Source organism: Streptomyces sp. NPDC001851 (assembly GCF_040297165.1).
Classification (GTDB): Bacteria; Actinomycetota; Actinomycetes; order Streptomycetales; family Streptomycetaceae; genus Streptomyces.
This window is the reverse complement of sequence record NZ_JBEOYR010000004.1, coordinates 56,755-81,038: the sequence shown is the minus strand read 5'-3', so window position 1 is coordinate 81,038 and position 24,284 is coordinate 56,755. Positions and strand designations below refer to the sequence as shown.

The 24,284-nt window shown below is 70.5% G+C and carries 18 protein-coding genes and 3 pseudogenes; 5 read left to right on the top strand and 16 right to left on the bottom strand.

The features are described 5' to 3' along the window. Position 1 precedes the first annotated feature (1 nt). The 5 genes from iolE to ABT171_RS07000 all read right to left on the bottom strand — a co-directional run bounded on the left by iolE (position 2) and on the right by ABT171_RS07000 (position 5,965). Positions 2 to 916: a myo-inosose-2 dehydratase gene (gene iolE / locus ABT171_RS07020; protein WP_351240645.1), complete on the bottom strand. Its 915-nt coding sequence runs from the start codon at positions 914 to 916 to the stop codon at positions 2 to 4. Continuing rightward, on the bottom strand, positions 913 to 1,437 hold the full coding sequence (locus ABT171_RS07015; protein ID WP_351240643.1) for a hypothetical protein: 525 nt from the start codon (positions 1,435 to 1,437) through the stop codon (positions 913 to 915). Before ABT171_RS07015 ends, iolE begins: the two co-directional genes overlap by 4 nt. Further along, positions 1,434 to 2,546, bottom strand: a complete 1,113-nt coding sequence (locus tag ABT171_RS07010) for a ferritin-like domain-containing protein (protein ID WP_351240641.1) — start codon at positions 2,544 to 2,546, stop codon at positions 1,434 to 1,436. The genes ABT171_RS07015 and ABT171_RS07010 overlap by 4 nt, the downstream gene beginning before the upstream one ends. Beyond that, the gene (locus ABT171_RS07005; protein ID WP_351240639.1) at positions 2,543 to 4,468 is read right to left on the bottom strand and encodes a GMC family oxidoreductase; all 1,926 of its coding nucleotides are present in this window, start codon (positions 4,466 to 4,468) and stop codon (positions 2,543 to 2,545) included. The genes ABT171_RS07010 and ABT171_RS07005 overlap by 4 nt, the downstream gene beginning before the upstream one ends. 75 nt (positions 4,469 to 4,543) lie before the next feature. After that, a complete protein-coding gene (locus ABT171_RS07000; RefSeq protein ID WP_351240637.1) occupies positions 4,544 to 5,965 on the bottom strand; it encodes a glycoside hydrolase family 15 protein in 1,422 nt (473 codons plus the stop codon). 908 nt (positions 5,966 to 6,873) lie between these two features. Here ABT171_RS07000 and ABT171_RS06995 point away from each other — a divergent pair. Then, positions 6,874 to 7,352: pseudogene (locus ABT171_RS06995) on the top strand (transposase); the annotation flags it as partial. A 310-nt stretch (positions 7,353 to 7,662) separates the two neighbouring features. On the opposite strand, the pseudogene ABT171_RS06990 reads toward ABT171_RS06995, so the two are convergent. From ABT171_RS06990 to ABT171_RS06980, 3 genes and pseudogenes are all read right to left on the bottom strand, one after another. After that, positions 7,663 to 8,049: pseudogene (locus ABT171_RS06990) on the bottom strand (phosphoketolase family protein); the annotation flags it as partial. 56 nt (positions 8,050 to 8,105) lie between these two features. Continuing rightward, positions 8,106 to 8,441: pseudogene (locus ABT171_RS06985) on the bottom strand (universal stress protein); the annotation flags it as partial. After that, positions 8,442 to 9,368 carry a dihydrodipicolinate synthase family protein gene (locus ABT171_RS06980; RefSeq protein ID WP_351240635.1) on the bottom strand — a complete coding sequence of 309 codons (927 nt, stop codon included), beginning with the start codon at positions 9,366 to 9,368 and terminating at the stop codon, positions 8,442 to 8,444. Positions 9,369 to 9,439: 71 nt separating this feature from the next. Between ABT171_RS06980 and ABT171_RS06975 the strand changes: the two genes are divergently transcribed. After that, positions 9,440 to 10,393 (top strand): LysR family transcriptional regulator, encoded by a 954-nt coding sequence (locus tag ABT171_RS06975; RefSeq protein WP_351240633.1) that lies wholly within the window; start codon positions 9,440 to 9,442, stop codon positions 10,391 to 10,393. Positions 10,394 to 10,625: 232 nt separating this feature from the next. Here the strand turns inward: ABT171_RS06975 and ABT171_RS06970 are convergent, their stop codons facing one another. From ABT171_RS06970 to ABT171_RS06960, 3 genes are all read right to left on the bottom strand, one after another. Beyond that, positions 10,626 to 11,558 carry a ParB/RepB/Spo0J family partition protein gene (locus tag ABT171_RS06970; RefSeq protein ID WP_351240631.1) on the bottom strand — a complete coding sequence of 311 codons (933 nt, stop codon included), beginning with the start codon at positions 11,556 to 11,558 and terminating at the stop codon, positions 10,626 to 10,628. A gap of 183 nt (positions 11,559 to 11,741) precedes the next feature. Next, positions 11,742 to 13,214, bottom strand: coding sequence for an FAD-dependent monooxygenase (locus ABT171_RS06965; protein ID WP_351240629.1), 1,473 nt, complete (start codon positions 13,212 to 13,214; stop codon positions 11,742 to 11,744). A gap of 102 nt (positions 13,215 to 13,316) precedes the next feature. Then, complete coding sequence (locus ABT171_RS06960; RefSeq protein ID WP_351240627.1) at positions 13,317 to 13,721, bottom strand: nuclear transport factor 2 family protein; 405 nt, start codon at positions 13,719 to 13,721, stop codon at positions 13,317 to 13,319. Between the two features lie 103 nt (positions 13,722 to 13,824). Here ABT171_RS06960 and ABT171_RS06955 point away from each other — a divergent pair, with 103 nt between their 5' ends. After that, positions 13,825 to 14,274, top strand: coding sequence for a MarR family winged helix-turn-helix transcriptional regulator (locus ABT171_RS06955; protein ID WP_351240625.1), 450 nt, complete (start codon positions 13,825 to 13,827; stop codon positions 14,272 to 14,274). Between the two features lie 746 nt (positions 14,275 to 15,020). On the opposite strand, the gene ABT171_RS06945 is transcribed toward ABT171_RS06955, so the two are convergent. Genes ABT171_RS06945 through ABT171_RS06925 form a run of 5 tightly spaced genes read right to left on the bottom strand, consistent with a single transcriptional unit; the run spans position 15,021 to position 19,959 of the window. Continuing rightward, positions 15,021 to 16,346, bottom strand: a complete 1,326-nt coding sequence (locus ABT171_RS06945; protein ID WP_351240623.1) for an LLM class flavin-dependent oxidoreductase — start codon at positions 16,344 to 16,346, stop codon at positions 15,021 to 15,023. Then, positions 16,343 to 17,401, bottom strand: a complete 1,059-nt coding sequence (locus ABT171_RS06940; RefSeq protein WP_351240621.1) for an aliphatic sulfonate ABC transporter substrate-binding protein — start codon at positions 17,399 to 17,401, stop codon at positions 16,343 to 16,345. The genes ABT171_RS06945 and ABT171_RS06940 overlap by 4 nt, the downstream gene beginning before the upstream one ends. 43 nt (positions 17,402 to 17,444) lie before the next feature. Then, entirely contained in the window at positions 17,445 to 18,176 is a 732-nt protein-coding gene (locus ABT171_RS06935) for an ABC transporter ATP-binding protein (RefSeq protein WP_351240619.1), read from the bottom strand. Continuing rightward, entirely contained in the window at positions 18,173 to 19,066 is an 894-nt protein-coding gene (locus tag ABT171_RS06930; RefSeq protein ID WP_351240617.1) for an ABC transporter permease, read from the bottom strand. Before ABT171_RS06930 ends, ABT171_RS06935 begins: the two co-directional genes overlap by 4 nt. Next, positions 19,063 to 19,959 (bottom strand): TauD/TfdA dioxygenase family protein, encoded by an 897-nt coding sequence (locus ABT171_RS06925; RefSeq protein WP_351240615.1) that lies wholly within the window; start codon positions 19,957 to 19,959, stop codon positions 19,063 to 19,065. The genes ABT171_RS06930 and ABT171_RS06925 overlap by 4 nt, the downstream gene beginning before the upstream one ends. Positions 19,960 to 20,864: 905 nt before the next feature. Here ABT171_RS06925 and ABT171_RS06920 point away from each other — a divergent pair. Both ABT171_RS06920 and ABT171_RS06915 read left to right on the top strand, forming a co-directional pair. Continuing rightward, positions 20,865 to 22,511, top strand: a complete 1,647-nt coding sequence (locus ABT171_RS06920) for a hypothetical protein (RefSeq protein WP_351240613.1) — start codon at positions 20,865 to 20,867, stop codon at positions 22,509 to 22,511. Between the two features lie 294 nt (positions 22,512 to 22,805). Beyond that, positions 22,806 to 24,179, top strand: coding sequence for an FAD-dependent oxidoreductase (locus ABT171_RS06915; protein WP_351241095.1), 1,374 nt, complete (start codon positions 22,806 to 22,808; stop codon positions 24,177 to 24,179). Positions 24,180 to 24,284 lie beyond the last annotated feature (105 nt).

Genomic DNA, 24,284 nt, shown 5'->3' with positions numbered 1-24,284 from the left:
GTCACCAGCCCAGGATGTCGGCGAGGTAGGCGCGGGCCTTCTTGGCGTACTCGAGCGGGTTGGCCTTGTTCGGATCCTGCTCGGCTTCCACCACCAGCCACCCCTGGTAATCGGCGTCGGCCAGGACTTCGAGTATGGGCCGGAAGTCGATCGCGCCGTCTCCGGGCACGGTGAAGACGCCGAGCTCGACGCCCTCCTGGAACGACAGGCCTTCTTCACGCACCCGGCTCACGACCTCGGGCCGGACGCTCTTCATGTGGACGTGACCGATGCGGTCGGCGTAGGCCCGGACCAGGTCCAGCGGATCGTCGCCGGCAAAGGCCATGTGGCCGGTGTCGAGCAGCAGATGCACCAGGTCCGGGTCGGTCGAGGCCATCAGCCGGTCGATGTCGGCCCGGGTCATGACGCCGGTGCCCATGTGGTGGTGATAGCTGAGCTTCATCCCCGCCGAGCCGGCTATCTTGCCCAGCTCGTTCAGGCCCGAAGTCAGGGCGTCCCACTGGGCGTCGGTGAAGACCGGGCGGTTGGCGAACACGTCGACGGGAAGCAGGTGCGACGAGGCCCCGAACTCGGCCACGACCAGCTCGGTCCCGCCCAGCGCCTTGATGTGGGCCAGCGTCTCCTCGAAGGCGGCGATCGTCTTCTGCCGCATCTTGCCGATCGTGAAGTACGTGCTCGTCCAGGGCTCGGACACCCGCAGGCCGCGGAGATCGAGGGCGGCCTTGAGCTCGGCGGCGTCCGAGGGGTACTTGTGCCCGATGCTGCAGCCCTGGAAGCCGGCGAGTGCCATCTCGCTCACGGCCTGGCCGAAGGAGATACCGGCGTCGATGGTGGGGAAGTCGTCGTTCCACCACAGGGTGCAGCAGACGCCGAGCTTCACCTTGTCCGGGCTGAGGCGGTCAGCCAACTCTGTCATCGTGTCGCCCCTTTCAGGTAGCGGTCCGCGATGCGGGGTGGCTGGGCCCAGGAGCCGTATCCGGGTGCCTTGGCACCTGGAGGATTGGCCCCGATGGCCCGCCACAGCAGCCCCTCCTGGTAGGAGGCGGCGGTAACCGTGGAGGTCTCGGCCGATGTACGGGCCCCGTAGCGGTCGGTCCACTCGGGTGGCAGCGCGTACCACATCCCGGCGTACCAGAGCTTGATGACGTTCCGGGCCACCGGGCCGAGCCGGTCGTCGCTGAAGATCCGGTGGCGCAGGGCCCGGTCGAACCGATCCCGGTCGAGCGGGGTCCGGGCATGGCTGCCGGCGTCGCCGGCCGCGTCGGCCCGGGCCGCCCGGTGGGCGTCCAGGAGGGCGGCGACGACCTCGTCGCCGCAGGCGGCCCGCACTTTCGCCAGATACGTGTGGGCCATGCCCGTGCCGAGCAGATCGGTCTCCTCGAAGGCGGTGAGGTCGACCGACAGGACGAGGAACTCCTCGAACGACGGGGCGGTCATCGCGTCACCGCCTGGGCTGTCCCGCCGGCCCCCGGTGAGGCCTGCGGACCGGACCCGGCCGCGGCCGCGATCTCGAAGGTGGGAGCGGCGTGCAGACTGTCGCTGCCCGGCAGGGGGTTGCGGATCAGCCTGTTGAACCCGTCGCGCAGGCGGAACATGTCGCAGACGGCCTCCTGCAGGAGGCCCGGCCGCCCGTTGAACGCCTCGGTGAGCAGGGCGAGGAAGGCCCCGTAGTCGGCGTTGAAGTCCCGGGCGACACGGGCGAGTTCCGAACCCGCCGGAAAGTCGGCCAGCCGGGCACTCACCTTCACCTTGTACACATCGTCCCAGGAGATGCTCAGCGGGGGCCCCGAAGGTGAGTCGGGGCGGTCGCCCTCCTGGTAGTAGCGCCCGAGCTGCAGCTGCCGGAAGCGGTAGTAGTGGGCCAGCTCTCCGTCCGCGTCGTAGATGCCTGAGTCGAGGCCCTCGCCCTGGGCGGCGATGAAGCGGAGCGCCCGCTGGGCCGATTCCAGGTCGGAGACGACGATCATCCCCCCGCCGCCGGAGTAGAAGTACTCGGGCCCCACCTGCAGGGCCGGGTCCCCGCAGAAGAGCCCGGGGTCGCCGGCCGACACCTTCTCGAGCCCTTCGATGATCTCCTCGTAGAACTCGCCGATGCTGTAGAAGTGCATCCCCTCGGCCGTCGGGCTGGAGACCAGGAGCGGAGTCCCGCCGTGCGATGACTTCACCAGCCGTGAGTCGGCACTGGGCGCCTTGCCCGGCCGCTCGATCTTGCAGAACGTCTCCACCGCCTCGGGGGAGAAGGGCCGCAGGTCGACGGTGAAGTCGTCCTCGCCGTCCGGCAGGTAGGCCGGATAGGACGGCACGAAGCCGGGTCGGGTCAGGTCGGGCTTCCCGCCGATGGCGTTCAGGACGTTGGCGACGAGGGTGAGGTGCAGCATCTCCTCCACCGCGGCCACCCGGATGATGTGGGCGGCGTCGGAGTTGGTGGTGGAGCGGATGGAGTAGTACGCGGTCAGGTACGGGGGGATGGTCGCGTGCTCGAGCGCCATCGCCGCGTGCAGGTAGCTGATCAGGTCGTCACGGTTCTCGATGGTCGACTCGGTCACCGGGCCGCCTCCTGAGATGGGTGCTGGGTGGCGCCGGCCGAGGTGACCTCGATCGGTGCGGTCTCGGAGTCGAGCTGGGCCAGCATGGCCCGGGTGCTGCGCAGGCACAGGGCGGCGATGGTGAGCGTCACGTTCGACGTGCCCACGGTGGGCATGCTTCCCCCGCCGACCATGTACAGGTTCTGGTAGTCCCAGCACCGCTGATCCGCGTCGACCACCGAGGTCGACGGGTCGCGGCCCATCACATGGGTGCCGGCGAGGTGGTTGCCCCCGCGGATCTCGTACCCCTCGCCGTCGTGGACGGCGTAGCCCCAGAAGTTCGGGTCGTACGCGGTGTGGTCCTCGGCCCCGAGGCGGGCGAAGATCCGCCTCGACAGCTGCCGGGCGTACGCCACCCCCCGCATCGTGTACTCGGGGATGTCGTAGGTGAGGATGGGCCGCATGTTGCCGAGCTTGTCGGTGAAGTCCGGGCTCACGGTGACCCGGTTGCTCGGGTTGGCGGGGACCTCGACCATGAACGCCAGCTGAAGCTGGCGTGACACCCGGTCCACGAGCCCCTGGCGCAGGGACTCGCCGTAACGGCCACCGGCGTCCACCAGGTCGATCAGGTCGGTCATCGGCGCGCCCCGGGCCCAGCCCCACCCGTCGTTGTGGATGTCGACGCTGAACGCCGCCTGGCGGCTGCGGAAGCGGCCCCCGCGCAGGTCGGTGATGCCACCCGTGCAGTTCGTGCCACGGAAGGTGCCGGCCACCTCCGGCAGCAGCCCCCACGCCAGCAGGTAGGCGTGGTCCATGAAGTTCCGCCCCATCAGGCCGCTCGAACCGCGCAGGCCGGAGGCGAGCATCAGCCGGGGGTTCTCCACCGCGTTGGCGGCCAGGATGAACAGCCGGCCGCGGGCCCGCGCGGTGGTGAAGCCGGGGCTGTCGGGCCGGTCGTAGCGGCGGTACTCGATCTCGGTCACCCGGCGCGTGTGCTCGTCGACGTGCACCTTGTAGGCCACCGCCTGGGCCACCAGGTCGACCCGGCCGCTCTGGAGGGCCACGGCGAGGGTCTTGCCGGCGTTGTACTTGGCCTGCACGGGGCAGATGGGCACGCAGTTGTTGTTGCCCTGGCAGCGTTCGCCGACCTCGACCTGGTACGTGCTCACGGCCCCTTGCGGCACATACCCCTTCCCGCCGTCGTAGGCCGGGTTCGGTATCCCGTTCCGGCCCTGCGGGAACGGCCGGACCCGCAGCTCTCGCCGCTCCCCGTCGAGTTCGACCGGCATTCCGTCGAGGTCCTTGGCGACCATCTGGTCCAGGTAGGACAGGGGCAGCCCCTTCATGGGGAACACATAGCCCTCGTCGAAGGTGATCCCGAGGTAGGCCTGGTCCTCCACGTCGGCGGAGACGCCGATCTCGCGTTCGGCCTCGTTGTAGTACGGGGAGAGGTCCTCGTAGGTCAGCGGCCAGTCGGTCCCCTCGCCGTAGAGCGTCCGCATCCGGAAGTCCTCCGGCAGCATCCGCAGCGTCTTGCCCTCCCAGTGCATGGTGGTGCCGCCGAGGACCCGCGTGTACGTCGTGTCGGTGGCGAGGGGGCCGCTCTGGACGATGTAGGACGAGGCGTCGGGCGCGCCCGGGGTGATGCGCCGCGCGTCGGTGCCGCGGGGCATCGGGGCGTTGGCGGCGGCCGGGTAGGGGGCCTGGTTGTCCTTGCTGATGGCCGAGTAGAACCGGTCGAGGTAGTTCTCGTAGCCCCTCAGGGTGAGGTCCTCGGCCGGGCCCGCTTCCAGAATCAGCACTCTCCTGCCGGCTGCGCTCAGCCGCGCGGCTATGAGGGCGCCGGAGATCCCGCCGCCGACGATGACGGCGTCGTAGAGATCCCCGGCCGCCGCCGCGGGGTCGGTGCGCTTCGCCGCCCCGTGAGGGAACTTCGCGTACATGGGGCAGTCACTCCTCCTCTGCCGGGCGCAGCCGGGACCGGTGTGGCGGCCGGAGCCGGAGTCGGCCGGCCACGGTCACACGGCCTCGGCTCGGGCACGCATGGCGGACAGGTAGGCGGCGTAACTCCATGTCAGGTTGCGGACACTGCGCTGGTAGCCGGTGGTGCCGTCGAACTGCTCCGAGAGCTCCAGGTGGTCGCTGTGGTAGATGACGGCCATCACCATCGCGTCACCGGTGGCCGTCAGGGCGGCGGCGGCTGCCGCCGGTGCCGTCGACGCGTCGATGCCGGACTGGGCGAAGAAGGGTGCGGACAGGTCGTCGAGCGGGACCTTGCCGCTCGACTTGATCACGGTGGCCAGCTTGTAGTGCAGCTCGGCCACGTTGCACGTGGAGAGGGCCCAGGGGTGGCCGCCGAGGACCGGGTGCGCGGTGTCACCGTCGTAGACGTCACCCGGGTAGCGGCCGAACATCGGCCCGATGCCGAACTGTTCCTTGTCCGACTTGTTGATCGGGTAGAAGGCGATGCCGCCCTCTTCCCACTGCGAGCGCAGCTGGGCCGCGGTGGCCAGCATCTTGGTGTCGATGACGGGAACGGCGCCGTAGACGGCCGCCTGGACGATGTCGATGTTCGGGTCGTACCCCTCGACGACGGGATTCTGGGGCGACGGCTGCGCCCCGTCACCGGGGTCGGCCATCATGCTCACGTACTTGCTTCCGTCCCAGTGGCCTGCGAGGGCCTCGCGCAGCCACTCGATGGCGGGCCGCAGCCCCGTCGGCTTGTTGACGCCGACGATCTTCGAGGCCTTGATCTCCTCGAAGCAGCGCAGCTGGGCGGCCCGGGCGAAGAAGCTGTACCCGCTGTGCTCCTCCCACAGGTTCGTGGTGGGGTCCTTGTAGACGCCGAGGAGGAAGGCCACGTTCGAGTTCACCAGGTCGACGGCCCGCTTCTGGGTGCCGAGGTCGAGCTGGTCGTAGGCGGCCAGGATGGTGATCGTCTGCAGGGCCGGACCGTCGTTCTGCTCGGTCCACGGGCGGGCGTCGCCGGCGATGTTGAAGCAGGCGTGACCCTTGGTCGGCTGGGCGTTGGAGTGGCAGAGGTCCGCGAACGACACGTAGTCGTTGAGCGTCTGCACCGTCCCGCCCGGGCTCACGGGCATGTGGGCCTTCGCCACCTCCATGGCCGTGATGGCCCCGTCCCGCACCCAGTTGAAGACGTAGTCCTCGTCGATGCCGGGAGTCAGGGCCGGGAAGGACGGGGCGGCGATGATGCAGCCCGGCTTCGAGTCGCGGGACACGTCGCCCGGCGACTGGGGATCGCTGTAGACGAAGCCGTCGCTCGCGATGTTCCGGAACATGAACGTGTACATGATCGGCACGAGGGACGGCAGATCGACCGCTCCCGGGGCGAGGGAGGTCTGAACGCTCGCCCGCTCCCGGGAAGCGTCGGCCGGCCGGTGAGTGCGCGTACACATGTCGGGCGTGGTGGGCTCGGACATTGCTGAACTCCGTAATCTTTCGAGCGGTTCGATCGGATCCGGCCGGCTGTCGGCGTCCTGGCCACGCGGAGAGAAAGGGCTTGGAGCCGAGTGCGTCCATGGCTGCCGCTACGGCGGGCGTCGGTAATCCGGCGCGAGGCAAAACCGGACGGACGGCGCACGAGGCTGCGGATTGTTCACAGGAGTTTCGATGTTCACGCTGCGAGTTGGTGTCGCTGCTGGTATCGCTTGGCGCGCGGACCGCTGCCGCGTGGTCGACGGCGTTCGGGTACCGTCGGGATCGGCGAGTGGCCGCGGGCGCCGGGGCTCAGGTCCGCGCCGGCGCTCCGGTCGACTCTGCCGGCTCGGGGCACAACCTGCGTATCGCCGCACCCCGGCGGTCACACGGGTGCGGCGGGCCTCTCGTGAGCCACGGGACTTCCCTTGACCGGACGACTCACGGTGACCTGAACGGGCATCAGAAGCCCTGCCGGTGCACGACTTCTCAGGCGGCGCGGAGCCTCGCGGGACTCCGGCGGTGTCCTTGGGGGCGCGGCGAGGAGGGTGGCGGACGGCAACGCCGTCAGGCCGGCGATGACACCCTGAATCAGGTGTCCGAGCCCACGCCTTTTCCGTAATCGCGATAACAGGGAATTCATCCCTCCGTCCCCCCGTTTTCTTAGAAAGCGCGCGATGCAGAGACTTTCCGGTGGCGGATCCCATGGCAGCTTTTCACTGAATATGCCACTCGGCGTGCCCCTATCTTGGCGTACCGCAGGCTACAGCCAGCCGGATAGGCGCCGCAATAGAAAACTCCGATGTTGCGTATGAGGTTGGAGTAATCTGGCGTAGCTTGCTGTTGCATAACTGCGCGGCGAATCCCCATCGTGGGACCGTGTCCTATATGGCAGTTGATCGTTGGGCCGGGTATGGGGCGGGGCACGTGGAGTTGGATTGTTCCGGATGGCTTGTGGGAGATCGCCAGGCCGTTGATTCCGGAGGACCGGGCACGGCCGCAGGGCGGCGGAAAACAGAACACGCCTGACGAGACGCTGTTCGCCGCGATCACCTATGTGCTGGTGAGTGGCTGCGCATGGCGGGCGCTGCCGCCGTGTTTCGGGATCTCGAAATCGACCGCCCATCGCCGGTTCATGATCTGGTCGCGGGCCGGTGTGTGGGGCCGGCTGCATGAAGCGGTTCTGCACCAACTGGACGATGCGGGCCTGGCCGACGTCTCCCGTGTGGTCCTCGACTCGGCTCATGTCCGCGCTGAAAGAGGGGCGAACACGCAGGCCCGGGTCCCGTGGACCGGGGTGAGCCGGGTCCCCAGATGCACGTCCTGCCGGATGCGCACGGACTGCCCCTCGTCGCCGACGTCTCGGCCGCCGACGTCCCCGGCGGCGTCGGACGGTTCGGCTTCCGGGCCCGGCGGCGCCCCGCGGCTCTGAATCCGTACGTTTGATCACGGAGGGGCAGTTGTCGGCAGCGGCCCTCTGCTGCTGTAGAACGTCTCCTCGAACTGACCATGTAGGACACGTCCTTGGCTGCTGTTGCCGTCGCCGACGGCCTGTGCCAGGGGGAACGTCCCCGCCCCGGAGCGATGGGTGGACCGGGCCCGACGGCAGCTCATCACATCGGCCGTACCAGCGCTGAGAGTCCGTCCGCGCCGGGTCACGATGAGCACGAGCAGGTGTCCTTCTCCGGGGACGAGCCGTCCTTGTCCAGGGCCTGAACAGCCGCGCCGTGCCGGCCGTGTCCCGGGAGACGTCCGGATACGTTGCGCTGTAGCTGCCGTCCAGCCACGAGCCGGCGAGGACGGCCGGCCCGCCGTGGCCCGGCCCCCACACGCAGAGGGCGTCGAGTCCGCGCGCCTTGATGACGCGGTCGAGGTGCGTGTACACGAGGCTCAGGCCGGGCGAGGTACCCCAGTGGCCGAGCAGCCGCGGCTTGATGTGCTCGGGCTTCAGCGGCTCGGTGAGCAGCGGGTCGGCCGTGAGGCAGATCTGACCCGCCGCAAGGTAGTTGGCGGTGCGCCAGTGCGCGTCCAGGGTGCGCAGTTCCTGGTCGGTGAGTGTGCTGGCGTCCGAGTGGGCGGCCTGGGGCATGAGAGCTCCGGATGTCGTCTTCGGTTGTCGGAAAGCTTCCCGCTGTTGCAGGAAGGTTCAGGTACGACAGCCCCGGGCACGCCGCGTGGTGCAGCACCCCGTGGGCGACCCGGCCGAGCCGGGGTCCGAAGTGGCCGGGGCGGCGCCGGGCGCCGACCGACCAGCAGGTCAGCCTCGCGGGAGGCGGCCAGCAAGGCGTCGAGGGCGTGGCCCTCGACGGTGCGGCGGTGGGCTTCGAGGCCGGCCGGTGCGTCGCGGAGGGCCTCCTGCAGCGCCTCTACGGCCGACTGCCGGAACAGGTGCGCCGGCTCCCCGACGAGCTGGGGGCGCCCCCGGACGAAGTCTGGGGGAGGTTGGCCGGTGGTCGCGTGCGCGGGCCGCCGCCAGGCCCGTCAGGCCGCGGCCTCTTGGTGGGCTTGGTGGCTCCGGGTGGTGGCCAGGTCCGCCGCCCGCCGGACCGAATCGGCGGAGGCGGCCAGCAGCGGCAGCCGGACGGTCGGGCTGGGGATACGGCCCTGGGCGTGCAACACCCCCTTGATGACGGTCGGGTTCGCCTCAGCGAAGAGCGCGGCGGACAGCCGGGCCAGCTCGGTTCCCAGCCTGCGGGCCGGTCCGGTGGCGTCGCGCTGCCACAGCGAGATCAGCTCGGCGTAGTCAGCGGTGCGGACGTTGGCCGACGCCAGGATGCCGCCGCTGGCGCCCGCCGCGAGCAGCGGCGAGATGACGGTGTCATCACCGCCGAGCACCGCGAAGCCCGGTGCCGAGGAGTCGAGCAGTTCCATCGCGGCCGCGTCGATCGCGCCGGTCGCGTACTTGACGCCGACGACCTCCGGCAGGTGCCCGAGCGCGTTCAGGGTTCTGGTGCTGAGGGGCTGAGCGGTGCGGTACGGGATGTCGTAGACGACCAGTGGCAGGCCCCCGTGTTCGGCGAGCGCCGTGAAGTGTGCCAGGGTTCCCGCCTCGCCGGGCCGGGTGTAGGGCGGCGCGGGAACCAGCGCCGCGGCGACGTCACCGCGCTGAGCGAGCTCCCGCAGTGTCGTGATGGCGGCGGCGGTGTCGTTCGTGCCGACGCCGACGATCAGCGGAGCTCCGTGTGCCCGGCAGGCGGCCGAGCAGATACGCACCACGGCCTGCTTCTCCTCGGTGGTCAGCGTGGCCGCCTCCGCAGTGGTACCCAGGGCAACGAGGCCGCGCGCCCCGCCGACTGACAGCGCCTCATGGGCGAGCCGGGCGAGCGCGTCCGGGGCGAGGCGCAGGTCGTCGGTGAACGGGGTCACCAAGGGGACAAACAGGCCGGTGAGGTTCGCTTCGGGCTTCATGCGCCCAGCCTGACCGACGCAAACCCAGTAGATCCAGTTCATGTTTCTTCGCTTATGCGTAAGCTCACCTTATGCTTGATGTCCGACGCCTCCACCTGCTGCGCGAACTGGACCGACGCGGCACCATCGCGGCCGTCGCCGAGGCGCTGACCTTCACCGCCTCGGCCGTCTCCCAGCAGCTGAGCGTGCTTGAGCGCGAGGCGGGCGTCCCCCTGCTGGAACGGAGTGGCAGACGGGTGGTGCTCACCCCCGCGGGCCGCACCCTCGTCACCCACGCCGACGCCGTCCTCGAACGTCTCGAACTGGCGGTCTCCGAGCTGGCCGGGGCACGCGAGGGCATCGGCGGCCCGCTGCGGATCGGGACGTTTCCCTCTGGCGGCCCCGCGATCGTGCCCGCCACGCTGGCCGAACTGGCCCGGCGGCATCCCGCGCTGGAGCCGATGGTGCAGGAGATCGACTCGGCGCGGGTCTCCGACGGCCTGCGCGCCGGCGAACTCGATGTGGCCCTCGTCCACGACTACGACTTCGTGCCCGCGTCACCGGACACCACGGTCGACCAGGTGCCCCTGTTGGAGGAGCCGATGTACCTGGCCACGGGCGGCTCCGCCGACAGTGCTCTCGCCACCGGTCCTGCCGCCTGCGGCGACACGCTGGCGGAGCTGCTGGGGCCGTGGGCCGCGTCCCCATGGATCACGGCCCGGGACGGTACGACCGGCCACGCGATGGCCGTACGGGCCTGTCAGGCGGCCGGCTTCCAGCCGCGCATCCGCCACCAGGTCAACGACTTCCGTACGGTCCTGGCACTGGCCGCCATCGGGCAAGGCGCCGGATTCGTACCGGAAATGGCCACCGCACACGCACCCGAGGACGTGGTCCTGACCCGGCTGCCCCTCTTCCGCCGCTCGAAGGTCGCCTTCCGCGCGGGCGGCGGCACCCACCCGGCGATCGCAGCATTCGTGGCGGCGGCGCGAACAGCGGTGGGCACCACGGGCCGTGCCTCCCTACTGACCGCTTCAGGGAGTTGAGTCGCGGGTCCTGTCCTCGGCGATCTTGGTCGGCAGGTGTCCGGAGCGCGTGCCGATCTTGTTGCTCCTTCACCTCACCGACCGATCTGGCCGGTGGACGTCATCGGTGACGCCCTGGAGCGCCGGATCGCATTCGAGGAGATGACGCCAGACGAGTTTCGAAGCCCTGTCGGAGGCTACGGTGCCCACCGCGTTCACGGAGGTTCGGGGGGTGACCCGGACAAGACCGAGATCAAACCGATGTGGCCGGTCGCTGCTCCTGCTGCCCCAGTTCAAGCAGCAGCGTCTGGTACTCCTCAGGGTGCTGCTCGCGGAGGATCTTCATCCACACTCGTGCGCCCTGGACGAAGTGCTCGGCAGCCATCTGCAGGTGAAGGTGCCGGACAACGTGGAGTGCGTCGTCGTACGGCGGAGTTCCTTCGCCCCCGGGCCGGCGCCGCCGCTGACCCGGGGTCTTGACGGCGTTGACAGCCCTGTCCGCCTCGGCTTTCTGCTTCGCCTTGGGAAGTCGGCCGATCCGGCGGGCGTGCTCCACTTTCAACTCGCCCGCCTCGACTTTCTCCTGAAGCTCCGGAGTGAGCTCCAGCAGCGCCAGGCGTTGGGACACCCAGGCTGGTGTCCTCCCCAACCGCTTGGCCACTTGGCCCTGGGAGCCATGGACCCGTACGAGTTCCTGGATGGCTCTCGCCTGGTCCATGGGAGGGACGTCCACGCGGTGGATGTTGGCGATGAGGGCAGATTCAAGGATGTCCGCAGCACTGGCGGAAAGATCGTCGTTGACGTCAATGCGCAGCTCGGTCAGCCCGGCGAGCGCTGCAGCGGCCAAGCGCCGATTGCCGTCGACGACGACGTACTCGGCTTCCTCGCCGATCTGTCCTGCCTGCCCGGGGTGGGCGTTCAGGAAGGCCGCACGGCGTGCCACCGTGACGGGCCGGATCTGTCCCTTGGCCCGGAGGGACTCCGCTGTCTCCTCGATCTTGGTGAGTTCGTCACGGGGGTTGAACGGATTGCCGGCGAGCAGCCTGAGTGCCACCTGGGCAGGAGGCCGCTTGTCCTCCCCCCTCCTGATCTGCCGGTGAGTACGGATGCGGCGAGGGGTCTTCCTCTCCCCGTCTACCTCCTCATCCAGGCTGAACCGCCGGGTGGGCTCCTGAGGGTACGTCATACGGCAAGCTCCTTCGGCGGATCGCGCATGCTGCGGCGCCGCGTCGGCGCACCTGCGCGTGTTCACTGCCGGGCGCGTACTCCAGCAACGGGTTCTCACCGTCTGCTGTCCCCCGGCCCTCCTTCACGTCTCCCTCGGTCCTGGCCCAAGCCGTTGAACCGGAGCAAGCCCAGCCGGCGGCGTTCAGCGGCACAGGGTGCTCAGGGCCGCGCGGCAGTCCGCGGCCCGGCGCTGCGGGTCGGTGTCGGTGCTGGCCCAGGCGATCCGGGCGTCCGGCCGGATCAGGACGGCGGTGACGTCCCGCCAGACCGGATGCGAAGCCTCGACATTGACGACTACCGTCCGGCAGTCCAGGCCGGGCGTGGAACACGGCGTCCGCGTTCCGCCGAGATCCAGCAGCAGCGGTCGGCCGTGATGCATCAGCGGGTGGGCGGTGGGCGCGTCGGCCACATCCAGGGCGAGGCCGGCCAGTCGCGTGCCGGTCAGTGGGTGTGCGCCGGGTGCGGTGCCGGCGGGGAGGGGGTCGTCGAAGCCGGCGATCCTTCGGGCCCACTGTCGGTTGGTCCGCGGCTCGGCCAGCGCGGCGGACCAGACCTCGCGCAGCGCGATCTGCTCCGGGCTCGCCGCCGCGAACAGGGCCAGCTGCGCGCGGGTGTTGTGGATGACCGCGCGGGCGGCCGGCCGCCGCTCCGCGTCGTAGCTGTCGAGCAGTCCGTCGGGCGCCCGGCCCTGGAGGGTGGCGGCCAGCTTCCAGCCCAGGTTGGTGGCGTCCTGGATGCCGAGGTTCATGCCCTGCCCACCGGCGGGGAAGAACATGTGCGCCGCGTCCCCGGCCACCAGGACCCGTCCTGCCCGGTAACGCGGGGCCTGCCGGGTGGCGTTGCCGTAGCGCGACAGCCACCGGGGGTTGTGGATGCCCAGGCCCCGTCCCAGCAGCGCGCGGGCCTGCTCGCGCACCTCCTCCAGGGTCAGCGGGTCACCGGTGCCGCGGTGCACGGTGGCCGTGGACAGGCCCGCCAGCCGGTGGACGCCGTCGCCGATCGGGGCTACCAGGAGGGACCCGGCCGGCCCGGTGGCGGACAGCGGCCCCGTGGGCGGATCGTCCAGTTCGACGTCGGCGAGCCACCCGGTCATGGTGGTGTCCTGACCGGGGAAGCCGATGCCGGCCGCCTGGCGCACCGCGCTGCGGGTGCCGTCGCAGCCCACCACCCAGCGGGCCCGCACGGTCCGGTGGGCACCGGCGGCCCGGATCACCGTCTCGACGGCGTCCGGCCCCTGGGTGAGCGAGACAACCTCCTCCCCGCGCAGCACCCGGGCACCCACGGCGAGTGCGTGCTCCTCCAGGACCTTTTCGGTGACGGACTGACCGAGCGCCAGCATGAACGGGTGCACCGCCCCGACCGTGGAGAAGTCCAGCCGGGTGGTCGCCGCGCCGAAGTGGCCGGTCGGCACCGGAGTGCCGCGTTCGATGAACCGCTCCGCGAGGCCGCGGGTGGCGAAGGTGTCCAGCGTGCCGGCCTGCATGCCGACCGCGCGCGACCGTCCGTCCGGTGCCGCCCGGCGTTCCACGACGGTCACCTCCACCCCGTGCAGGCGCAACTCCGCCGCGAGCCAGAGTCCCACCGGGCCGGCCCCGGCGATGAGCACATCGAGCATGACGACCACTTCCTCTCACTTTTGGGACGATGCGCCGCGACGGCGGCGCGCCGATGTGCTGGGGCAGGGGCGGCCTCGTGGCGTCAGGTGGGCAAATGTGGCTCAGCGAGCGCTGCCGAGGTTCCGGTCGTGTTCGGCGCCTTCGAGCATGAGGGTGGTCTCCTCGATGCGCCGGAAGCGGCCGTCGGGGGCGAACTCGGCGAAGAGGTAGACCTCCATGCGGACGGTGGAGCCGTCGGTCTTGATGACCTCCATCGTGTGGCGGTCGGCGTAGCGATCGCCGGACGAGAGCTCGTCGTGCACCTCCACCGAGCCGTCGGCGACGACCGTGCGCAGGTGGGCGATGTGGGCGAGGAACTCGGTGCGGTTCGCCCAGCTTCCGTCAGTGCGCTGGCGGTAGTCGGGGGCGAAGTGCCGGTCGGCGGCCTCGTCGAGGTCGAGGCCCGGGGTGAGGAGCAGGTCGGTGAGGGCGGCGCGGGCGTCGGTGCGGTTGCCGGCGGTGGTCATGACGGTCCCCTTGGTGTTCATGTTTCGGCGGAAAGTGCGTGCGCCGAGCACGCACATGCACCGTACTACAGATTGCGTGCGTTGCGCACGCTATTCTTGGGTCATGCCTAACGATGTGGGACACGAGATCGCCGACGCCCTTGGAGCTCTGCTCAGGCGGGGCACCCGAGCACGGCTCTACGCGCGCCTGACGGACGGCCTGGGCGAGGCGGTGGACGAAGCCACCTACCCCGTCCTCAGTGGGCTCGCCCGGACCGGCCCGTGCAGCGCTGCCGACCTGGCGGGCGAAATCGGCCTCGACCGCTCCGGCGTCACCCGCCGCGCCACCCGCCTGGAGGAAGCCGGCCTGCTGCGCCGCGAACCCGACCCCGACGACCGCCGTGCCACCCTGCTCGCCCTGACCCCAACCGGACAGCAGGCGGTGAAGACCACCCGGCAGCGCCTGGCCACGTTCATCGAGGCGTCCCTCGCCTCCTGGCCCCCCGAGGAGGCGCAGAGCTTCGCGCGCCAACTCCACCGCTTTGTCGCCGCCGGCCCGTTCGCGGAATCGTGACGCCGACACGCGAGGTGCGAGTGCAGCCACGGTAGTTGACCAACTTGCAACGGGCCAGAGGTGTGCTGGGACTTTGGAAGTTCACCGGGTTGGGCCGTACTGACAGCTCCCTGCACCAGTACAGTCGGCGCACCGAAGGATTTGAACATGGTCAATTTTCTGTGAGTCGGGAAGGAACTGCCGTCGTCCGTGCGGCAGATCTCACGAGGAGGCACGGTGGGTTCGGGTGCGGGGTGATCGCATACGCCTTCCTGATCTGTGCCGGTCGCGTTCGCCATCCACGGAGCTCGGTGGGTGGTTCGGCCGCGGAGGCAACCGGTTCGGCCGCGAGTACGGCGTCACCTTACGTCCGGCCGGCAGATAGCCGGCCTCGGGTCTATCCCGGCCGTGGTGAGCAAGGTGCTGTCGTCTTCCACGCGCCCCGCCGGCAGGGCATCCGCGCAGTCCCGGCTCGTCACGCCGCGGTGTACATCGCCTGCGTCACCGCTCATCGGATCAGCATGCGTTCGACGGCGCGTGCTCCGGGCCGCGACCGCTCGAACCGTTCGCTGAACCGGGAGTGGGTGGACATCACCAGCTCAACGCGCCGTGTGGTGAATCTGGAGGGCTGCACCCTCTCCCATGAGGCAGGCCGCACCTACGTGCCCCGTTGGCCAGCCTCCTCGACCCTCGGCGCGGGCGGGCTCCCGCCGCTCCGGGAACTGGGAGCGGCGGGTGTCGCGAGCGGACCGCCCACGGGAAGCGGTTCAGCCGTGGAACTGGTTCGCCGGGACCGGAAGGCCGTAGTGCTCGCGCAGGGTCGTGCCCTCGTACTCCTCGCGGAACAGGCCCTTGCCGCGCAGGATCGGCAGCACATGCTCCACGAAGGCCGCGAGGCCGGACGGCAGGGCGGGCGCCATGATGTTGAACCCGTCCGCGGCACCGCCCTCGAACCAGGCGGTGATCGTGTCCGCGATCTGCTCGGGCGTGCCGACGAACTCGAAGTGTCCGCGTCCGCCGCCGAGCCGGGAGATGATCTGGCGGACCGTCAGCTGCTCGCGCACCGCGAGGTCGATGATCAGGTCGGATCGGCTCTGCGAGCCTTCCAGCTTCGGCCTGGCGAGGATGAAGTCCGGCAGCGGGTCGTCGAGTGCGAAGACCGACGGCTCGGTCTCGAACACGGCGGCCAGCTGGCGCAGTCCGTACTCCGGCACGCGCAGCTCGTCGAACTCCCGTGCGAGCTCCCGGGCCTCCTCCTCGGTCGACCCGATGTACGGGACGATGCCCGGCAGGACGATCACACCGTCCGGGTCGCGCCCCGCGGCCCTGGTGCGGGCCTTGATGTCGGCGTAGAAGGCGGCGGCGCGTTCGTACGTCGTGTGGGCGGTGAAGATCGCCTCGGCGTGGCGGGCCGCGAAGTCCTTGCCGTCCTCGGAGGAGCCGGCCTGGACGAGCAGCGGGTAGCCCTGCGGTGGACGCTCCACGTTGAGCGGGCCGGCCACCTTGAAGTACCGGCCCTGGTGGCCGAGCCGGTGCAGCCGCGCGGGGTCGGCGTAGCGTCCCGTGGCCCTGTCCGCGAGGACGGCCTCGGCCTCCCAGCTGTCCCACAGCGCCTTGGCGACCTTCAGGAACTCGTCGGCGCGGGCGTAGCGCTCGGCGTGGCCGGGACGGTCGTCGAGGCCGAAGTTGGCGGCCTCGTCGGCCCCTGCCGAGGTGACGATGTTCCAGCCGGCGCGGCCTGCGCTGACGTGGTCGACGGACGCGAGCCGGCGGGCGAGGTTGTACGGCTCGTTGTAGGTCGAGGACACGGTCGCGATGAGGCCGATCCTGCTGGTCGCCTGGGACAGGGCGGTGAGCAGGGTCAGCGGTTCGAGCTGGCCCGGCGGCCGGAACTCGCCGGTGCCGATGAAGGCGGGGCCGTCCGCGAGGAACAGCGAGTCGAACTTGGCGCTCTCGGCCAGCCGCGCCAGCTCGATCCAGTGCCGCAGGTCGAAGTCCGCCCGGGGGTTGCTGTGCGGAAGCCGCCACGCCGCCTCGTGGTGACCCGCCTCCATGAGGAAGGCGTTGAGGTGGAGCCGCCGTCTCGCGCTCATGAGGTGACCTTCAGCTTGGAGCTGTCGTAGCCGGCCGGGAGGAGGTTGTCGGTGATCGGCTTGATGTCGACCTTCTTGGTGATCTGGCCCGCCGCCAGGAAGGCGTCGGCGAGCTTCTGCTCCAGCTCGATGTCCGACTGCTCCACCGGCGTCACCCGGTTCGAGTAGGCGGCCAGGGACGCCTTGGCGTCGTCCAGCGGGATGCCCTGCTCCTTCGAGAGCGCCTGCGCGTACTTGTCGGGATTCCTGACGGCCCAGGCGAACTCCCGGGAGAGCCTCTTCAGGACGTCCGTGAGAGCCGCGCGTTTGGTCTTGTCCTTCAGCGACGTGTCGCTGGCGACGTAGTAGCTGCTCGTCTGGTCGATCGGCGGCAGACCCTTCACCAGGACCCGCGCGCCGTTCTTGACCGCGATGGCCGACTGCGGGTTCCAGATCGACCAGGCGTCCACCTTGCCGGTGTTGAACGCCGTCGCGCCTGCCGCCGGGTCGAGGAAGACCAGCTTCACGTCCTCGGGGGTGAGGCCGACGCTCTTCAGCGCGTTCAGGGCCAGACCGTGGGCCGAACTGCCCTGCGGCACAGCGATCTTCTTGCCCTTGAGGTCGGCTGCCGTCCTCAGCTTCGAGCCCTTCGGCACGATGATGTTCTCCACGGCCTGGTCGGGCGTGAGCGAGCGGTTGACGGCGACGACCTTGAAGCCGTACTCCTTCGCGGCACCCGTGATCGGCGGGACGTCGCCGACGCTGCCGAGGTCGATGTCGCCCGAGGCGGCGGCCTGCACGAGCGGCGGGCCGTAGGTGAACCGGGCGAACTTCACGTGGTAGGGCGCTTTGTCGAACACGCCGGTCAGCCTCGCCAGCTCCTGGCTGCCGTCACCGCCGTTGTCGCCGATGGTGAAGGTGTACTTGCTCCACTCGGGGTGCTTGGCGTCGCTCGTGCCGGCGGCGTTGCTCAGCGGCGCGTCGGTGTCCGACGACGACGATCCGCAGGCGACCAGGGTGCCCGCCAGGGCGAGCGAGCCGGCGGCGCCGATGAGTCTGGTGGTCCTCTGTCGCATGGGTTGTGGTGCTTTCTGTGCTGGGTGAGGGTGTTCGGGGAAGTCAGTGCTGGCCGGCGAGGCCGAGGTCTTCCAGGAGCCGGGCGCGGAGTTCCTCGCGTGCGACGCTCGCCTCACGGTCCGCGGCGGAGAGGTGCACGTCGTGTGAGGTGCCGATGCGGCCGTTGCTCATGACGACGATGCGGTCCGCCAGGGCGATCGCCTCGTCGACGTCGTGGGTGACGAGCAGCATGGCGGCGTGGTGCCTGGTCCGCAGCGCGCGTACGAGGTCGTGCATGCGCAGCCGGGTGATGGCGTCGAGGGCCGCGAACGGCTCGTCGAGGAGCACCAGTTCGGGCTCCGAGACCAGTGCCCGCGCGAGCGACACCCGCTGGGCCTCGCCGCCCGAGAGCTCCTTGGGCCATGCCTTCTCACGGCCCGAGAGTCCGACCTCGGCGAGCACGTCGCGGGCCCGCTGGTCGGCGTCGGGTCCGTGCAGGCCGAGCGTGACGTTGCGCAGGACCCGTTGCCACGGCAGCAGCCGGTCGGCCTGGAAGACGATCGCACGCCGTGCCGGGACCTCCACGCGACCTCCGTCGGGACGGTCCAGTCCGGCGAGCAGCCGCAGGAGGGTGCTCTTGCCGCAGCCCGACGGGCCGAGCAGGATGACCAGCTCCTCGTCGGCGATCGTGAGGTCGAGGTGGTCGAGCACCACCCGGTCACCGAACCGACGGGCCACCTGCTCGACGGTGACCCCGGTCTGCCGACGGTACTCGGTCGCGACCGCGCTGCTCATGACGCCTCATAACTGGGCCGCCACCGCAGCAGCACCCGCTCGAGAGCCCGGACGAACTGGTCGGCGAGCAGACCGAGGAGCGAGTAGATCACCAGCCCCACGAAGACCTGGTTGGTCTGGAGATAGGTCTGCCCCTGAGTGATGAGGAAGCCGAGTCCCTTGTCGGCGTTGACCGTTTCGGCGGCGACGAGGCCCAGCACGCTGTACGCGAGGGAGAACCGCAGACCGACCAGGAAACCCGGCAGGGCTCCGGGCACCAGCACCCGCGTCACCAGGCGCCAGGTGCCCGCGCCCGTCGTGCGTGCCATCTCGGTCAGCCGCTGGTCGACGCCCCGGATCGCGGCGAACAGGTTGAGATACATCGGGACGCCGGCTCCGAAGGAGATCAGCAGCACCTTCGTGAGCTCGTCGATGCCGAACCACACGATCATCAGCGGCAGCACCGCGAGGAGAGGGATCGTGTTGAGCACCTGCACCAGGCCGTTGAACAGGTACTCACCGCTGCGCAGCAGCCCGCCGAGCACGCCGGTGACGACGCCCACCGTCAGCCCGATGGCGAGACCGGTGCCGGCCCGCTGCAGCGAGACGGCCAGGTCGGGCCCGAGGACGCCCTGCTGCCACAGATCGGCGGCGGACTTCACGATGGAGGTCGGTGCCGGAGCGTAGGTCTTCGCCAGCACTCCGGCCCGGGCGAGCACCTCCCAGGCGACGAGGATCACGACGGGAGTCGTGTAGATGCCCAGCGGCCAGCGCAGGCGCTCGCGGAGTGTGCTGATCGGCGTTCGACGGCGGGCGTCGCGCGGCAGGAACACCTCGCGTTCCCGCGCGCTCGTCGTCCCGGTGTCCGGGCTCTCGCTGACGGCGGGCGCCTTGAGGCTGAGCTCGGTCATGCCGCCACCTCCAGCACGCTGCTGTAGTGCGAGGCGTCGCCGACGAGTTGCTCGCTGCGGCGTCCGCCGACGCCGACCGGAACGTCTCCGGCGATCGTCACCCGGTTCAGGCGGCGGGGGTGGTCGTCGTAGTTGTCCACCCCGTAGTGCTGGGTGATCCGGTTGTCGAAGATCAGCAGCTGGTCGGGCGCCCAGCTCCAGCACAGGACGTTCTCCGGACGGGTCACATACGACTGGAAGAGGCGCAGCAGTTCGGCCGACTCGCTGCTCGACAGACCGACGATCCGCTTGGCGAACCCGCCGATGAACAACCCGCGTTCGCCCGTCAGCGGGTGCACCCGCACGACCGGGTGCTCCGCCTCGTACGGCGTCGAGACGAAAACCCGGTCGTACTCCTGCCGCTGTGCCGTCGTGGCCGAAGGGCGGGCGTAGTCGTACCTGTTGGTGTGCACGACGCGCAGCGAGTCCGCGAGGGCCCGCAGCGGTTCGGGCAGGTCGCGGTAGGCCGCGGCGGCGTTCGCGATGAGCGTCTCGCCGCCGTACGGCGTGGTCACGACCGACCGCAGCGTGGTGGCCTGCGGCGGGTTGACCACGAAGGAGACGTCCGTGTGCCACTCGTTGGCCTTGGACGTCTCGCTGTCGACGGCGAGCACGTTCGTCGTACCGTCGGCGGCCGGCACGTTCGGGTGAGCGGTGGTGAGTTCGCCGAACCAGCCGGCCACACGTTCCTGACCGGCATGGTCGAGGTTCACGTCGTCGAACACGATCGCCTTGTGCTCGTTGAGGGCGTCACGCAGCGCCGTGACCGTCACGGGGTCGGGCGGCGCGGTGAGGTCGACGCCCTCGACGACCGCGCCGATGCGGCCGGTGAGTTTGCGGATGGACGGAGGCATGAGGGGGTCCCTCCCGGACAGATGGGGCACGCCAAGGGGTGCTGGAACTGGGGACGTTGGGTAAAAGGGGCCGGCACTGCGCAGGACCGCCCGACCACGTGCGGAACGCTGGGCCGGGCGGACCGGGGAGAAGAGCACCTGGCCGCAGGACCACTGCGGCGCGTTCTCAGCGACCGCGTCGGCGTGCGCGAACAGGCTCCCGGCTCACACGAGAAGGAGAGGAGAGGGGGAAACCTCAGGAGGTCGAGACGACGATCCCGCGGGGAGGCATCGCAGTGTCAGCGGCTGTGCACCGCCGCTGCCAGGCACGCGCCACGGGCGCACACCGGCCGCCGCCGGGGAGCACTTCCCGGGTCAGCGACAACAAAACGCGCTGGAGACGTGCGCCAGATCGATGTGGCGCCGCCGGGTCAGGTCCACGCGCGGGTTCATGGTTCGGGAGTTCAGCAGATGTCCACCAGGCCGGTCAAGAAGTTCCCGGGCAGGTCTTGCATTGCGGACACGGAGAACGTCTCCGCCTCCTCGGGACACGCTCACGTCACCTTCTGGCAGCATCGAACGTGAGGGCACGCCCACGGGGTCGGGCATGATCGCCCCGCAGGTCGCCGGTGTCCTGGCCGCGGTACGAACGGCATGGCGGCTTCCGCCACACCGGCACCCTCCGCTCGGTCGCCCGGCGCCGTGGGACTGGTCGGTGCGAACGGAGCGGTACGCGGACCGGCAAGCGCCGACAGCACGGTCTGCGCGGCGCCCGCGTAGGCGCGCCGGGGGGCCAGGTGTTCCAGGACCCACACCGACTCGATGCCGATTCTCGATCGGCCGCCGTCGGCAGCGTGGCATACGCCACACTCGTGAGGCCGGGCCTCTCCGAACCGCCCCGCACCACTCCCCCGCGAGGAGCGCTCATGGAACCACGCGGCTACCGCATGGTGGTCTCGACCGAGCTCAACTACGTCAAGGCATGCGGCATCGCAGAGCGACAACTGATCGAATGGATACGCGACAAGGGATACGACCCCTCCGGGCTGGACGAGGGGCGGACCGAGATCGCCCCTCACGCCACCCTCGACCGTGATTCGGAATCCGGCTGGAAGGGCGCGTACAGCCGGTGGCGCATGCGCGAAACGCTCTCCGCGACCTCGGGCACCTGGCAGTCCACGCTCATCGTGCGCGCCGGTCTTGAGGAGGACGAGGGCCGCACGTGGGTCCAGGTCGACATCGAGCACCAGCCGGCCCGCGAAGGCGACGTCCCCAAGCGCGCCAACACGCCGAACCTCGTCCGTTCCCTGCTGGACGCGCTGGAGGCGCGTGACGCAGTCGCCGATGTCGCCGCCGCGCCCGTCTTCATCGAGGCCGAGGACGTCGACGACGCCATCGAGGAACTGTGCGACAGCAACCGGCGGATGCCCGTCGTCATCGCCACGGTGCCGTACACGAAGGATCCCGACGTCTGGTCGCGCTCGGTCGTCGAACCACTCTTCCGCTGTCTGCACGGGCTGGCCGTGCTGTACGTGCTCACGCCCGAAGCGCAGTCCACGTTCAACGCCGCGCTGGAGTACCACCCCGTCTTCGGCGGCGGCGTCCGCACCTACCTGCCGGGGCTCGACCCGGCGTGGAAGCCCGACGCGCAACGCCACCCGGTGATGTCGCGCCGCACCATCGAGGCCGACCCCCGCCGCGCCGCCTCCATCCTCGCGGCCCTTCCCCAGCGGCTGTCCTACCGGCAGCCGCTGCCCGCCGCTCTGCTCAGCATTCCGCGCCAGCGCACCCGCCTCCGTTCCGCCCCGGACGGCACGGACATCGCTCAGCTCCGCTCCGACAAGGCGGCCCTGACCTCCCTGCTGGACGAGGCAGAGCGCGCGGAGGCCATCCGGGTCGGCGAGATCAACGACTTGTACGCGGAGCTGGCGAAGGCTGACCAGGCCAGCAACGAACTGCGCGGCGAGAACGAGGAACTGTACGACAAGGTCCAGGAGTCCCAGCGGCTCATACGCTTCCTGCGTGAACGGCTGAGCGACGCGGGGCAGTTCGCCGTCGCCCACACGGCGGCCGTCGCCGCCGACATCACCTACCCGAAGACCTTCTCGGAGCTGTTGGACCGTCTGGTCGAGCTGCCCGGCACCTCGTTCACCGGGAACCGCAAGACCACGCGGGCCCTCGACGGCCAGTCGGTGGACAACTGGCTGTACGTCGCCTGGGACGGTCTGCTGGCCCTGGATCACTTCGCCCGGTCCGCCGCCGACGGCGCCACCTCCGGCGACTTCCTGAGCTGGTGCAAGTCCGACGCCTCCAGCGCCTTTCCGTTCCCGGCGGCCAAGGTGGCCATGCGCGAGTCGGACACCGTCGCCCGCAAACCGAAACTGCGCGGTGAGCGCATGCTCCCGGTTCCGAAGGCGGTGAACCCCGACGGTCATGTCTTCATGCAGGCCCACCTGAAGATCGGCGGGGGCAACACGATCGCCCCGCGCCTCCACTTCTACGACGACTGCCCCCGTTCGGGAAAGGTGTACGTCGGCTACCTGGGCCCGCACCTGCGCAACACCCTCACCTGACGCCTCCGCGCACAGGGCCGGGGCGGGGTCGGTACCCGCGTACGTCAACCGCGCCCTCTCCGTTCCACCCGCTTCCTCGAAGGCCGGCTGGTCCCTGGTGCGCGCCCGAGGCGCGCCTCTCAAGGTGCCGCACATCGCGTCAAGGTGGACGCGAACGCGGCCGGCCGGCCCTGCCGAGCGGGATACTGGTGCTTTCCGACACGAGGTGACCAGGGGAGCGCATCGGTGAACTCTGCAGGGGAGAAGGGCCGTTGGGGTGTGGGCGGCGGGCGGGGCGCGCGGCATGCGGTCGTCGTGGGCGGGAGTCTCGCGGGGCTGCTCGCGGCGCACGTCCTCGCCGGGCACGCCGACCGGGTGACCGTCGTCGAGCGCGACCGGTTCCCGGACGGTACGGGGCCGCGGCCCGGCGTACCGCAGAGCCGGCATCCGCATGTCCTGCTGGAGGGCGGGCAGGTGGCCCTGGAGTCGCTGCTGCCGGGCTTCGTCGCGGAGCTGCGGGCGGCGGGGGCACCGCGCGTGGGCATGCCGTCGGACATGGTGCAGTGGCAGAACGGGCGCTGGTTCCGTCGGCTGCCCGCGACGACGCACATCTACACCGGTTCCCGCGCGCAGTTGGAGGAGCTCGTGCGGCGGCGCGTCCTCGCCAACCCGGTGATCAGCGCGGTGGAGGGGACCGACGTCGTCGGGCTCCTCGGTGATGCCTCGCGCGTGCGGGGAGTGCTGGTGCGGGACCGCTCCGGCGACGCCCGGGGGGAGCAGCGTGCCCTTGAGGCCGACCTCGTCGTCGACGCCTCCGGAGGCGGTACGAAGGCCCCGCAGTGGCTCACGGCGATCGGGGCCGAGGCCCCGCACGAGGAGACCATCGACACGGGTCTCGCGTACGCCTCCCGGGTCTACCGCGGCAGGAGCGGCGTCCTCGACGGCGACACCTGCGGCTACTACGTCTACCCCGGTCGGGACCAGGTCCACGGGGGTGGTGCTCTGCCACTGGAGGACGGCACCCATCTGGTCATCGTCTCGGGGCTGCGCGGTGACGAACCGCCCACGGGTGACGACGAGTTCGTGCCTTTCATCAAGAAGAGGCTGCCGCATCCGCCGCTGCACCAGTGGCTGGACGAGGCCGAACCGCTCTCGCCGGCGTTCGGGCACCGGCGGACCGCGAACATCCGCCGCCGCTACGACCTGCCCGGCCGCCGCCCGGCCGGATTCCTTGCCACCGGCGACGCGCTGTGCACCTTCAACCCGATCTACGGGCAGGGCATGGCCGTCGCCGCGATGAGCGCGGTCGCCCTGCGCGAGGCACTGGCCGATCCGCGCCGGATCCCCACGACGCGGCGCGTGCAGCGGGCACTCATCGCGGCGTCGCGGCAGGCGTGGGACATCTCCGCCGGGGCGGACCGCAAGATGCCGGGCGCGGTGGGCACCGCCGTGGCCGCCGGGCCGGCGGACCAGGTCGCCGACTGGTACCTGCAGCGCGTCATGGAGCGCTACCCCGGCGACCCCGTGGTGGGGCCCGCCTTCCGCTCCGTGCTGACCCTCTGCGCACCCGTCACCGCCCTGTTCGCCCCGGCCGTGGTCCGGGCCGTCCTCCTCCGCCCGCCCGCGCCCACGCCCACCGAGCCGCCGACGGCACCGGAGGAGCCGGGGTCGAGCGGGGCCGGCAGCTGAGAGGGGCGGCGGGCGGCACGGGTCGGTCCGGTGGCGCGCCCCGGGCGGCGGGTACCCCGGTAAGCGGGGTACCGCGCGGCGCCCGGGTGGGGGGTAAGCGTTAAG